11 protein-coding genes and 1 riboswitch are annotated in these 13,401 nt (G+C 41.0%); of the genes, 4 read left to right on the top strand and 7 right to left on the bottom strand.

Features of this window, described 5'->3' with window-relative positions; all coding sequences use genetic code 11:
• Nucleotides 1-136: 136 nt before the first annotated feature.
• The 4 genes from GZH31_RS09670 to GZH31_RS09655 form a co-directional block, all read right to left on the bottom strand.
• The gene (locus GZH31_RS09670; protein WP_036967710.1) at nucleotides 137-688 is read right to left on the bottom strand and encodes a DUF4136 domain-containing protein; all 552 of its coding nucleotides are present in this window, start codon (nucleotides 686-688) and stop codon (nucleotides 137-139) included.
• 164 nt (nucleotides 689-852) lie between these two features.
• A complete protein-coding gene (locus tag GZH31_RS09665) occupies nucleotides 853-3,639 on the bottom strand; it encodes an ATPase (RefSeq protein WP_180310915.1) in 2,787 nt (928 codons plus the stop codon).
• On the bottom strand, nucleotides 3,639-4,184 hold the full coding sequence (locus GZH31_RS09660) for a hypothetical protein (protein ID WP_062564547.1): 546 nt from the start codon (nucleotides 4,182-4,184) through the stop codon (nucleotides 3,639-3,641). Before GZH31_RS09660 ends, GZH31_RS09665 begins: the two co-directional genes overlap by 1 nt.
• Nucleotides 4,185-4,186: 2 nt before the next feature.
• Entirely contained in the window at nucleotides 4,187-5,461 is a 1,275-nt protein-coding gene (locus GZH31_RS09655; RefSeq protein ID WP_036967717.1) for a hypothetical protein, read from the bottom strand.
• 148 nt (nucleotides 5,462-5,609) lie between these two features.
• Between GZH31_RS09655 and nhaD the strand changes: the two genes are divergently transcribed.
• Together nhaD and lysC are read left to right on the top strand one after the other, a co-directional pair.
• On the top strand, nucleotides 5,610-6,857 hold the full coding sequence (gene nhaD / locus GZH31_RS09650) for a sodium:proton antiporter NhaD (protein ID WP_180310914.1): 1,248 nt from the start codon (nucleotides 5,610-5,612) through the stop codon (nucleotides 6,855-6,857).
• Between the two features lie 85 nt (nucleotides 6,858-6,942).
• Nucleotides 6,943-7,115: riboswitch (Lysine riboswitch) on the top strand.
• Between the two features lie 81 nt (nucleotides 7,116-7,196).
• Nucleotides 7,197-8,576, top strand: coding sequence for a lysine-sensitive aspartokinase 3 (gene lysC / locus GZH31_RS09645; RefSeq protein ID WP_065978684.1), 1,380 nt, complete (start codon nucleotides 7,197-7,199; stop codon nucleotides 8,574-8,576).
• Here the strand turns inward: lysC and GZH31_RS09640 are convergent.
• Nucleotides 8,553-9,293 carry a 4'-phosphopantetheinyl transferase superfamily protein gene (locus GZH31_RS09640; RefSeq protein ID WP_180310913.1) on the bottom strand — a complete coding sequence of 247 codons (741 nt, stop codon included), beginning with the start codon at nucleotides 9,291-9,293 and terminating at the stop codon, nucleotides 8,553-8,555. The genes lysC and GZH31_RS09640 overlap by 24 nt on opposite strands.
• A 148-nt stretch (nucleotides 9,294-9,441) precedes the next feature.
• Here GZH31_RS09640 and GZH31_RS09635 point away from each other — a divergent pair, with 148 nt between their 5' ends.
• On the top strand, nucleotides 9,442-10,767 hold the full coding sequence (locus GZH31_RS09635) for a sodium-dependent transporter (protein ID WP_065978682.1): 1,326 nt from the start codon (nucleotides 9,442-9,444) through the stop codon (nucleotides 10,765-10,767).
• Nucleotides 10,768-10,898: 131 nt separating this feature from the next.
• On the opposite strand, the gene GZH31_RS09630 is transcribed toward GZH31_RS09635, so the two are convergent.
• Nucleotides 10,899-11,882, bottom strand: a complete 984-nt coding sequence (locus tag GZH31_RS09630) for a 2-hydroxyacid dehydrogenase (protein ID WP_180311636.1) — start codon at nucleotides 11,880-11,882, stop codon at nucleotides 10,899-10,901.
• Entirely contained in the window at nucleotides 11,848-12,363 is a 516-nt protein-coding gene (locus GZH31_RS09625) for a glutathione peroxidase (RefSeq protein ID WP_065978532.1), read from the bottom strand. The genes GZH31_RS09630 and GZH31_RS09625 overlap by 35 nt, the downstream gene beginning before the upstream one ends.
• A 119-nt stretch (nucleotides 12,364-12,482) precedes the next feature.
• Between GZH31_RS09625 and GZH31_RS09620 the strand changes: the two genes are divergently transcribed.
• Nucleotides 12,483-13,364: an NAD(P)-dependent oxidoreductase gene (locus tag GZH31_RS09620; RefSeq protein ID WP_036967732.1), complete on the top strand. Its 882-nt coding sequence runs from the start codon at nucleotides 12,483-12,485 to the stop codon at nucleotides 13,362-13,364.
• The last annotated feature ends 37 nt before the right edge of the window (nucleotides 13,365-13,401 follow it).

The following is a 13,401-nucleotide window of genomic DNA, read 5'->3' as shown; positions in this document are numbered from 1 at the left end:
TACCGTATAAACATGGCAAACCACTGCAAAATTGCGGCTATTGTATCTGAATCACTGAGTTATACCACTCCAACCAGCATTGATTTAGGCATAAAAAAACCGCGAATTAATCGCGGTCTTTTATCGAAACATGTAATTATTGTTTCACTGACTGTGGCGGAAAGTTACTTAAAATATTCGCGACAGTTTCTTTGATCACTTCAGTACGTTTTTCTGGTGACTGGTTCTTTTGTAAACGACCTTCTTTAGCTCCACGCCAAACAAGTTGGTTAGAAGCGCGGTCGACAACATCTAAAATTAATGTGCCTACTTCGTACTCACGCGTTGTTGTTTGCGTGTTGTAGCCCATGCCCCAATAATTCCAGCGTGCGCCATAACCAACATTAAACGTATCTACATCGATTTTAGTATCAACAGATGCATGGTAGTTAATAAGTACATCAGCTTGTGCAACGTCAACCAGTTGCATACCACTTTTTTCAAGTTCAGCATTTACCGCTTCGCGGACACGCTTTTCCATTAATGGACTGATTTGGTAGTTTGCAACATTCTTTGTTAGGCTCGCGTTAGGAACCCACGAGAAAGTTTTATAGTTGCTAAAGTCAGCTGATTTATCGTAATCCCAATCAGGGGTTTTAGCACAAGCCGCTAAAAATAAAACAGCCGTTGCGATTAATAAGTTCTTCATACTGTTTGCTCCTTGGCAAAAATTTCCACTACTTGATTGATAACATAACACAAAAATAATTCAACTGAATGATTATTTAGTTACTATGGCACATTTCAAAAAAAGTAATGTAATAGAATGTAAATATAGTCATCCTTGACTGAATCATTTATTAATTTATGTGATTAGGCGCTGTGTTCGACCTCAATCCAGTCTTTTTCATCGACCCAGTTTTGTGCCCCATCTTTTACTGTCCGAATAGGCACAATGTAGTCACAACTCACTTGTGGCTTAACAGATGCAAAAATTGGCACAAAGCCAAAACTCAAAGCGGTTTCTATTATTGCTTTTTGGTTTTGTGGGTCGATATCCGCCGCTTCATCAATATAAATAGGGATACGGTATAAGTTTTGTTCTTGATCACTTAACAGGTAGCGAATAAACAGCATGCCACATAGTAACTTAATTGTTATACGTGTGCCGTTAGAGCCCGCAGAGTCAATTTTTTCAAAGTGCTCTGTTTCACCTGCACGGTTTACTACCTCAAAGCGAATATCAAATAAATCGGTCAGTGTTAATCCCGCTTTATCTGAAGCGAGCTTAATTAAATGATCTTTTGCTTCGTTTACTGCCGACTCACTGTACGGCTCTTGGCTTAATAAATCGAGAGTATCACCTTGCTCAAACTGGTTTGAGGTACTGATAATGGTGTCGATACTATCAACCAACATTTTTCGCGGGATCACATTGATCTTAAAGGCTTGTAAGTTTGAAATACGATGCTGACTAATGCCTTTGTTAAAGCTATTCATTTCGCGGCGAAGGCGATCTAGGTCTTCACGAAGGCCTTTAATGGTGGCGGCTACTTCGGTAAGGGCAACTCGGCCTTGGCGCTCAACCGCATCGCGTTCGTTATCAATATTGTTAAACGCGCTTATTAGTTTTTCGTACTTAGTGAACTCATCGTTTTCGTTATCGAACTTTGTAATTCCTGCATTGTAAATATGCATGTAGGTATTGCGCACGTTGATATCAAAGTTTCTCAGCTCTTGGCAATCTTTATTAAAATGATGAATGAGATCACTTAAGTTATCAAAATCAATGCTGATTTCGATCATGTACGGCGTTACTTTGCCTGAGTAAAAATCGAGAGTATGGTCAATTCGCTCCGACTTAACTTGACGTAAGCGGTCAGCTTGGCGGGCGAGTAGATCTTTTTTCGATTTGATAATTGAACGACGATCACTAATTGACCCACTGTTTTTTTGGATATCTTGCAGGTAGTCGTCCACTTGTTCGCGTTCAGCATTTAGCTGCTCTTTAAGCAGGGTTTGCGCATCAACAGATTGCTGCATGATTTCAAATTGTTCAAAGCGTTTTAACGCCTCTTCAGAGGCCATTAGCTCATCATAAAGCGCGTCTTTCTCTTTTTGCTTTTGGGCGACATTGGCAGCAACTTCGCGCTGCTGTTTAAACTCTTTTAATGAGTTTTCAAGTGCGGCTAATTGTGCGGTTAATTGCTCTTTGTTTTCGCCAGTTTGCATTTGCACTGGGCTAAGCTTTTTGAGCTTAATCGTTGCACCCGGTAGGGTAAGAATACCGCCTTTTACGTTGGCTGATAATTGCTCTAAAAATTCCCCAAAGGCATCTTCGTCAGTAATCTCGACATCCCCATTGCTGGTGGTCGCAAACGAGAGAATATCGGGATTGAGAATACGCGAAATTTCTTCAACCTCTTTTAAAGACAAGTCTTCACGCATACGAGTAAAGAGGTTGAACTCTAAGTTTTTCAGCTGCAGCTTTAAGCTTTTAATTTGCTTTTGTGTTTCGCTGATGCGGTAATCAAGCGTGTGTAAGCTTTGCCCTTGTGCGCTGTTTAATGAATGCGACAGCGACTCATAGTCCTGCTTAAGCTGGGTAAGGCTTACTTTTAAAGTGGCTTTATTAACCAGTTCAAACTCAGATTTTAATGCTCGGTAGTCTAAAAACCATTGCTCAATTTGCGTTTGTTTGCGTTCAATATCGCGAGACTGTTGAATGTATAACTGTTGCTTTTGTTCAAATTCGTGTTTTTCGTGCTCGATATCTTCAAGGGCAAGATTGAGCTCTGTTAGCTGCTCTTGTTGATAGCTTTCAAAGTCAATTAAAGCTTGGTCAATCTTAGGTGCGTACGCAGCCAGTTTACCTTTTAATACGGTTTGATTTTCAAGCATAGATTCAAGGGCTGCAATAGGCTCTTGCATTGATTCAAGGGCTTTTAACTCGCGTTTGGCACGGTTTACTTTGTCGAATGAGCGACGCCATACTTCATAAAAGTCTACCCGAGAGTTTGACATATGGCGCTCAAACACACGCAGCATAAAGCGTTTAACATCACTGGCACCGAGCTTGTGCAAGTTAAGAATACGGCGGAAGATTTCTTTGTAAATTGCCGAGTCTTGTACGTTATTCAGCGGGATCATTTTTAAATTGATATCGCCATCAAACGGCGTCGCACCACCAGTTAAAAGGGCGTTGAGCTCTTGTGCTTTAAGTTCAATAGGATTGAATCCTTGCTCTTTTAAATGATTAAACAGCTTAGTGAACTTAACAATAGTTTTGCCTTGGGTGTAATGGTCAAGGTGTAGTTTGCCCTGATAGCAAAAAAACTGATGTGCGAATCCTGCAATTTTACCCAAACCAGCAACCCCAATGACTACTGGGCCGTTTGGTAAGTCGGCTTCAAGTAATATATATGATTGGTCGGATGAAAAATAAAACTTTCGGGTTTCATCTAAATCGTGACCATCCCACTCGGTAAGGCGTAAATCATTAATTAGCGGAAACTGCAGGGCATTAATAACAGAGCTTTTACCGGTATTGTTAGGGGCACAAATCGAGCTACTTTTATCAAGCGGGATCACGCATTTTGCATAGCCAGCGGTATTTAATAGCGCAAGCTTACTGAGTCCGTATAGGCTTTGGCTTTGCATTATTCGTCATCTCCTAGGTAGGTTTCTTCGTTTACTTCCATTAATGCATCGATATAACGATAAATAGGGGCTTGTAGCATAAAGCCGTTTTCAACTTCGCGGGCAAGTCCTAAGCGCACCATACGTAGATACACATCTTTACGTAAATCTGAGCCAGAGAAAATTTCAAGTTGATCAAACAAATGTTTATTAATTTGCACAAGGGTTTGCATGAGCTCTAAGTCATTAACTTCGTCGAACAAAGCGCGCATCGGGTCTTTACCTGTGTTGGCATAGTGTTCAATCAAAATGTAAATAGTCAGTGCAATAGCGCGCGAGATCTTGCCCATATTAGGTGTGCTTTCATCGCTGCCAAAGTAGTAATAGCCACGGCTATCGTGTTGTAAATCATGACCGAGTGCATTGAATAGGGCGCGATAAGCATCAATGTGTTGATCAAGCTCTTGCCACATTAAGGTGTCTTGCTCGCTAATGTGATAGCCTGAGGTGAGCTTTTTATTAATCGCTTGTAGATGTGTTAAATCATCTAAATTAATATCTGTCATAGTTATTGCTCTGTTGCTTGTTTGTCATCAGCAGGCGATGAATTAAACGGGTAGAGTGAAAAGTGCTGCTGGGCAATCTTTATTTTTACTTTTTCTTGGCTTTGGCTGATTTCAAGGTCGCCATCGCTAATGAGTTTTTGATATAAAAACAGCATTTCGTCAGCGTCAAGGTCGGGGTAGCTTTCATCTAAGAAACTAAGCAGCGGTTGTGACTTTTTGGTGGCCTTTTTGAAGCGCTTTTTAAACTGTGATTTTACATCGTTGTAATCGGGGATATTAGGGCTTTGGTACGCCGGCACATCTTGATGCTCTGGTAGCTCGTATTCATCGTGCTCAAAGTCAACTAAACCTGCCATATAGGCGATAATATGGCGTTGTTGACCAAGTGAAAAGCGTTGTGAATCAGAAACAAAATTAGGTTGCACGGCGCTCAGCATGTTATCAACGCCATTTTTACGCACAAGCCCAAGTACTTTCGCTGCTTGGCGGGTGATCAAGTTATTACGGCGCAGCTCTTCACGCAGTGGCATTAGCATATCAGCACTTTTACGCAGGCTTTCGCGACCCACTAAATGCATTTCTAAAATACGCGTTCGAAGTTGCTCAAGCATGCGTTTGTCTTGGTATGACTTTCCGAGCCGATCAATTTGTTCAATCTGAAGGCTTATTTGCGTTTCAATGGTGTTAAAACAAGCATGGAAATCGCCGCGTATATCAACCATTTCAAGCATTGGCTCTATGTATTCGTCAAATGCTTCTATAACAGCTTGATAGCGTTTTTGTAGCGATTGTACTGCGTTATTAGCTTTAGCTTGTTCAACAATATTTAAAATAGCGTTTTCGTTATGGCTAAACAGTTTCATTATTTTGCGAACCCGATCATCCATAATTCGGCTAAAGCGACGCAGCTCGTCGTAATCTTCAATTTCTCCGGCTTTTGCTAAGCGGTTGCCCAAGCGTGCTAAGTCATCAACTAATACGTTGATCTCTTGTGCTAAACCCAAATGTTCTTCTTGCAATAAAAAGGTTGCAAAGTCAGCAATTGCGCGGTTGATTTCTAATTGCGAAGATTTTGCCAGTGGAATAATAATATCTTGATTCAATAAACGATTTGTTTCTTTATAAATGCGTTCATTTGACCAGCTTGGCTGTTTTTGTTTTATCGCATTTTGCACGTCTTTTAAGCTGAAATCAGCCATCTTAAAACGTTTAAATAAGAGTTCTAACACCCCCCAATGCTCTGTAAGGGTATTTAATAACTTTTTAGCTGGGATCATACGGCTCCAGTAAATCAAAATTTTGGTGTTAGCGTTTAGTAGTAATTTATGTAATTGAGAATAGTTTTATGACTTAGATGCTGCTAGAATCCGCGCCGAAACACTCGACTTACAATTTTTACATTTTTATAAAGGTTGTTCAAACACCATGGTAACCCCACTTATCCTAACCCTGATAGCGGTGGCATTTTTGCTTATCGTTATAGAGGATATTATCCATGTAAACAAGGCCAAAACGACGCTTTTTTTTGGCACTTTATGCTGGATTATCTTGTTTATCTCTCCAATTCATGGGCAAAGCCCAGAAACTATACAACATCAACTTGATCACAATATTTTAGAAATTGCTACTTTGTGGTTATTCCTAATGGCTGCTATGACCTTTGTTGCTTATTTAAACTCGAAAGGGTTTATTCAAAATATTGTTCACAAAATTATGCCAAATCAAATCAGCGAACGAAAGCTGATGTTTTTGATTGGTGGTTTTGCGTTTTTGTTTTCTTCTATTTCCGACAATATCACAGCAACATTAATTTCGCTTGCAGTAGTGATGTCGCTAAAGCTTGATCCTAAAAAATTAATAAAATACGCGACCCTCATTGTATTCAGTGTGAACTCTGGTGGGGTATCACTTATTACGGGTGATGTAACGACCTTAATGATTTTCCTTGATGAGAAAGTCACCATCGGTAACTTGTTATTGCTTATTGTGCCTTCACTTGCAAGTGTGGCGCTATTGGCTGTTATGCTATCTACGGGGATGTCAGGGAATGTCGTATTCGAAAAACAAGCTGCCCGCCGCATAGAAAAGACCGACATCACCATTGCGGTGATCTTTTTCTCGACGATTATCGCAACCCTAACACTCAGTGTGCTTTATAGTGTGCCACCACTATTAACCTTTTTATTTGGTTTGTCGTTAATGTTTTTAGTGGCGCAATTTTTAATGCGCAAGAAAGACGTTAACAAAAAAATTATTGATTATATTCGTGAAATTGAATACGACACGCTCTTATTCTTCGTGGGGGTATTGCTACTCGTAGGTGCGCTTAAAGAAGTGGGTATGCTGTCTAAATTTACGCACTTATATGAGCTTATGGCGCCTGAGTATGCAAACTACTTAATGGGCTTGTTGTCGGCTGCGGTTGATAACGTGCCGCTAACGGCTGCATTACTGAAAGCCGATATTGTCATGAGCTCTCAGCAATGGTTATCGTTTACCTATGCGACAGGTGTCGGAGGCTCAATGCTTATTATCGGCTCTGCAGCGGGTATTATCGCAATGAGTAAAGTAAAAGCATTAACGTTTATGAGTTATTTAAAAATGTCGCTGTATTTATTAATAGCTTATACAACGGGTTATTATGGCTCATACCTAGCGGGAAGTTTTATTTAATACTTGACAGCTAGACGTCTAAACGATAAGTTTCAAAGCCTGCTTTTTATAGCAGGCTTTGTTATTTTAACCAGGTGTTAACTTAACATTCAGAAGAGGTGCGATACTTAGGTATTTAATGTGAGGTGACGATTGCCAATGACCATTAAAGAGGGAAGTACTCGCCGAGGAAAGTAATCGGTCGTCGCGGTTATTTTTCGGTTTATGGGGCTGAATCCTCAAAACTGTCACCAAACTAGGTGGAGAGCTTCTGGCAGTGGACTACTCTTTTTTATCAAAGCACCCCTTGCCGAGTTCTTCTTGAATTAATGTGGATTGTTACCCACAAAAGGAGACGACATGAATACCCAATTAGCCGCCAACTCGAAATCAGATTATGTAGTTGCAAAATTTGGTGGCACCAGTGTAGCTAACTTTGACGCCATGAGTCGTTGTGCAGAAATTGTCTGTGCAGATAATCAAGTACGCGTTGTTGCAGTGAGTGCAAGTGCGGGCGTAACCAATCATTTAGTTGCACTGTGTAAAGGTGATTTAAGCGCAGCACAGCGCGATGAACACATCACAGGTGTTATTGCTATTCAAGAAAATATTTTAGCCGAGCTGTCGCTGGATGCTGATTTAGCTCATGGCTTTGATGAAACCTTAAAAGCATTTCAAACGCTTGCAGCAGCAGGGGCTAAATCGGCCGCTGAGCAAGATGAACTGCTGAGCTTTGGTGAGCGCCTGTCATCTTATTTATTTACTCAAGTACTGCGTGGTCAGGGCTTAGATGCTGTGCGATTTGATGTGCGTAAAGTCTTAAAAACAGATAGTCAATTTGCAAAAGCTACCCCAAACATTGCTGCAACAGCCGCGGCAGCGCAAAAACATTTAGTGCCCTTATTAGCAGAACAAGTTGTGGTAACCCAAGGCTTTATTGGCAGTGATGAGCATAACCAAACAACCACGTTAGGCCGTGGTGGTTCTGACTACAGCGCGGCATTGCTTGCAGAAGCAATTAACGCTAAAAGTGTGCATATTTGGACTGATGTAGTGGGTATTTTCAGTACAGATCCGCGTTTATGTGTAAAAGCCACGCCTATTGCTCGACTAAGCTTTGACGAAGCCGCTGAAATGGCAACCTTTGGGGCAAAAGTATTGCACCCCGCGACTATTTTACCGGCAAGTCGCAGCCATATTAGCGTGTTTGTTGGCTCAAGCCGTGAACCGCAATTAGGGGGCACATGGATTGAAAAAGAAAAGTCAGAGCAGCCTGGTATTCGAGCAGTCACACAGCGTAAAAACCAAATTCTTTTAACGGTTAAAAGCCCAGAAATGCTTTTAGCCAGTGGTTTCTTAGCGCGTGTTTTCACTATTTTAAGTGAGTTTAATATCTCGGTTGATTTAGTAACAACCTCTGAAATCAGTGTGGCAATTACCTTAGATAACGCACCTAACGCATCACGCCCAGAGCTTGATCAAGCCTGTTTAGATAAACTCTCTGAGTTTTGTCATGTATCGGTTGAGAATAACTTAACGTTGGTAGCATTAATTGGTTCAGAAATTCAATTACGTCAGCAAGAAACTAACTTAATGCAGGTATTGAGTGATTTTAATATTCGCTTAATCTGCCATGGTGCAAGTAAACATAACCTGTGCTTTTTAGTTGAGCAGAGTGAGTCTGACCTTGTTGTTCAAGCTATTCATAGTCGTTTATTAGAAAGCCAAAACGCGGCGTAAGTCGTCAAATGTCATAAAAGAGCACTGCCAGTCAGTGCTTTTTTGTGCCACCACGCTAATATCAAAATCATTTACGGTTCGGCTTGATGCGGTCAAGCTATGTTTTTCAATTTCCTCAAACACATTTGGGCTCAAGAGCTTAGCGATAGGCTGTGCAGTTGCTTTGGCCAACGCTTCTTTGAGTGTCCAAATTCTAAAAAAACACCCAGCTTGCTCGTTTATATCGTTAAAGGCGCTAATTAGGTTGACTTCTTCTTGGTGATAAAAGTGTTTGGCAAGTTTTACAAAGGGGCGTGTTTTTGTGTAGTGTTCAATATCGAAACCAAATTTATGTTGCTCAGGGTTGAGTGCTGCGCCGATAAAACCACGCGAATGCGATAAACAGGCCCAAATGGGCTCACCCTCAGGCGTGTGTAGTTTAAGCTTGCTGTCTGCGTCATCAAATTGGCTTGAAATGTCGCAAAGAGGTGTGTTTTTAAATGCTGGAACGCTGAGCTTTAATAAATACTTAAGTGTTAACCGTGTGGCAATGTACTCTTGTTTTGCTGCTTGTACTTTGCGCTTTGCAAGTACGCTTTGCTCAAACTGGCTGAGTAATTTACTAACCGGCAGGGCACTAATATCGATATGTGAAGCATCCACAAGTACGATTTGTTTATCAGCTGAACTTACTGCTGAATCAATTTTTAAAGTGTTAGAAAAATAGTGACTGCTCATGGTTTGCGGCTTTCGCATATACTCAGAATTAGATTTGTTTATTTTTACAGCAAATGCACGGTTGCAGGCACACACAAACGCAAATTGTTTACGCAGTTGACTGTAATTATGGTTTAATGAGGAAAAATAATAACAGAAATGTAGATGTATGGCACAAGTTCGTGACGGCTTCCAAAGTCGTATTGGTTTTGTTCTCGCCGCTTCTGGTGCGGCAGTAGGTTTAGGTAATATTTGGGGTTTCCCAACGCAAGCGGCAAACCATGGCGGCGGTGCATTTTTACTTGTTTATTTTATTGTTATTTTCTTATTAGCGCTTCCAGCCTTGTACACCGAACTGTATTTAGGTCATCAAGCGCAAGCAAATCCTGTTAAAGCGTTATCAAGTGCATGGCAAGATACCTCGCCAAAAGTCGGTGCCGCAGCGGGTTACATAGGCCTATTTGGCGCCATTGTGATGCTAAGTTTTTATTCGATTGTTGCAGGTTGGATGCTTGCATATGCGCTTGAACCAATCGCTAGCTTTTTTGGTTTAGCTAAGCTCAGTGACTTTTTACACAGTGATTCAATGGCGCGCAATTTTGTGTTTACGCCACTCATGCTTATCTTAACAGCCAGTATTATTTTAAAAGGGGTTAAATCGGGTATCGAGACCTGGTCACGCCGCTTAATGCCACTATTGTTAGTGTTGCTGGTGGCTTTAATTGCTTATATTGCCACCCTTGATGGCGCAATGGATGGCTTTGCTGCTTATTTAGTGCCTGATTTTAGTCAAATTTTCGATGCAAACTTAATTATTGCCGCGATGGGGCAAGCGTTCTTTTCATTGTCGTTAGGTGTGGGGTGTATGATGGTATATGGCTCATATTTAAAGCCAGACGCCAACTTACCAAAACTAACAGGCACGGTTGCATTGCTTGATACGGGGGTGGCATTTTTAGCAGGGTTATTAATTATTCCTGCCATTTTTGTTGCTCAGCACAACGGCGTTGAGGTATTCAGTAATGGTAAGCTAGTCGGTGAGGGGCAATTAATTTTTGCAATATTACCTGAGCTTTTTAGCACTATGGGGCAAGTAGGCTTACTGGTTGGCTTGTTGTTTTTTGTGTTGATGTCGATTGCATCGGTGACCTCAACTATTTCATCAACTGAAATTCCTGTCGCATTTTTAGTTGAAAATCACAGCATTGAGCGTAAACAAGCCACGTTATTTGTAACCTTAGTTGTGTTTGTTGCTTCATCTTTGATCATTCTTAACTTTGATTGGTTATTTGGCTTAGTGATTATGGTATTAACACAATACCAATTACCGCTGATGGGGCTGTTTTATTTCATTACTGTAGGTTGGTTATGGAAACGTGGTAACAAATTACACCAAGTGGCGAGTGGCCCACATTATTGGTTCGCTCAGTACATTCGTTTTGTGTGTCCGTTACTGATGACCGCAGTGTTCGTGAATGTGGCGCTGTTGAAATAAAACTATCAGCTTTAATTCGAGAGTCACTTGTTTAAAAGGCGTAGGGCGCAAACCTTACGCCCTTATTGTTTAAGTGCATAGAGTTATTTTAAGAGCATAGAACTATTTTAAGCGCATAGAGTTAAGCGCATTTAAATAACTTCATTAGTCAGTGGCAAGCCTTGGCTTAACTCATTAGCACTTTGCAGTGTGGTGCAAGCTATTTCGTTAAGGGCTTCTTGAGTGAAAAAACCTTGGTGACCTGTAACAAGTACGTTTGGGAAACTGACTAAGCGAGAAAAAATGTCATCCTGCATAATTTCTTCACGGTGATCTTTAAAGAACAGTTCTGATTCTTGTTCGTAAACATCAAGCCCCAGATAGCCAATTTTTTTTGATTTTAGCGCATTGATACAGGCTTTACTGTCTAGTAGCGCACCGCGTGAGGTGTTGATTAGCATGACACCTTCTTTCATTTTTTCAAATGCAGCTTCATTAATTAAGTGATGGGTATGCTCATTTAGTGGACAGTGCAAAGAAATGACATCACTTTGCGTGAGTAGGGTATCTAAGTCACATAGCGTAAATGGCCCTGCTTTTACTTTAGGATCACACACTAAAACGTTAGCGCCAAAACCATTTAAAATATTTACCAGTGCTAAGCCAATTTTACCACAGCCAATAATGCCAATGGTTTTTTTAAATAGGTTAAAGCCGAGTAAGCCATTTAAATCAAAGTTGCCTTCGCGAACGCGATTAAATGCTTTATGTGTTTTGCGATTAAGTGTCAACATGAGCGCAATACAATGCTCTGCAACTGCTTCTGGGCTGTAAGCGGGTACGCGGCAAACTTTTATTCCATGCTCTTTGGCGGCTTCAAGGTCAACATTATTAAAGCCAGCACAGCGTAATAAAATGGCTTTAACACCATCGTTCGCTAAAGCAGAAATGACGTGTTTATCAACGGTATCGTTAACAAACACGCATACAGCATCAAAACCTTTGCTTAATGGTGCGGTTGTTATATTCAGTGATTGCTCAATGAAGCTCAGAGAAACAGACTCACTGTAATTAGTTGAGTTATTGTCAAAGAAGGGTTTCTCATATTTTTGCGCACTGAATAAGGCCAGCTTTATCATTTAAATTACTCTCTATCACCATTTTGAGGGTTTCAGGTTTGGTACGCGGGGCGTACCGTGCAATGAGTTGACCTTCTGAGTTTATAAGAAATTTGGTGAAATTCCATTTAATTGCGCGGTTTTGCGCAATTCCACGTGTATGGCATTTTAAATAATTAAATAACGGATGCGCCTCAGGCCCATTAACGAGCACTTTATTAAAAAGAGGAAAGCTTACATTAAAGTGTTGCTGGTAATACGCTAATAATTCTCCACCTTCGAGTGGCTCATTATGACCAAATTGGTTACAGGCAAAACCCAGCACAGTAAAATTATGGTCTTTATATGTGTTGTAAAGTTTTTCGAGACTTGCCATTTGCATCGAAAAATTACATTTACTGGCAATGTTAACAATAAGAGTGGTTTTGCCTTGTAGCGACGCAAGGCTAAAATTTTCACCAGACGCAAGCTGGGCATTAAAACGATATATACTATCCATGTTTTACCTGTGTGTTTTTAACTTACTTAAAATTAATGAACGCTTTTTCATTCGCTTTTTAGTTATTCGATTGAGATAATGAAATTGTTACTAATTTATCACTCAAATAGGTCAGTTTTATGTCAATGAAAGTCGCCTTCATCGGATTAGGTGTCATGGGTTACCCTATGGCGGGTCATCTTGCTAACGCAGGTCATCACGTGACTGTTTATAACCGCACAACAGCAAAAGCACAAAAGTGGGTATCAGAATATCAAGGTCACTACAGCGAAACGCCAAAAGAAGCGGCAAAAGACGCTGACATTGTGTTTATGTGTGTTGGTAACGACGATGATTTACGCTCAGTGGTGTACGGCGAAAATGGTGTACTGGCTAGCATGCAAGCCGGTAGCTATTTAGTTGACCATACAACGACCTCAGCAGAAGTCGCTCGTGAAGTGGGTGCTAAAGCTAAGCAACAAGGTATTGCGTTTTTAGATGCCCCGGTGTCTGGTGGTCAGGCTGGTGCAGAGAATGGTGTTCTCACTGTGATGGTGGGTGGCGCAGAAGCTGACTTTGGTGTTGTGCAACCTGTCATGGCTGCTTTTAGTCGTTTTAGCCAACTATTAGGTGAAGTAGGTTCAGGTCAGCTTTGCAAAATGGTGAACCAAATTTGTATTGCCGGGGTAGTACAGGGCTTAGCAGAAGGACTTCACTTTGCTAAACAAGCTGGCCTTGATGGTGAAAAAGTGATTGAAACAATTTCTAAAGGTGCCGCAGGTTCATGGCAAATGGAAAACCGCTACAAAACAATGTGGGCAGGTGAGTACGAATTTGGCTTTGCAGTCGATTGGATGCGTAAAGATTTAGGCATTGCTCTTGATGAGGCAAAAGCGAACGGCGCAACGTTGCCTATGACGGCAACAGTTGACCAGTATTATGCCGATGTACAAGCCTTAGGCGGCGGCCGATACGATACCTCTAGTTTATTAGCACGTATTGAGGCGTTGCATAAAAAGTAATGGGGTATTGGTCATAAAAAGTGCCTAGCATTGCTAG

The sequence above is a fragment of the Pseudoalteromonas sp. JSTW genome (assembly GCF_013423925.1).
Classification (GTDB): Bacteria; Pseudomonadota; Gammaproteobacteria; order Enterobacterales; family Alteromonadaceae; genus Pseudoalteromonas; species Pseudoalteromonas lipolytica.
The sequence above is the reverse complement of the archived record's forward strand: the minus strand, read 5'-3'. Positions and strand labels throughout refer to the sequence as shown.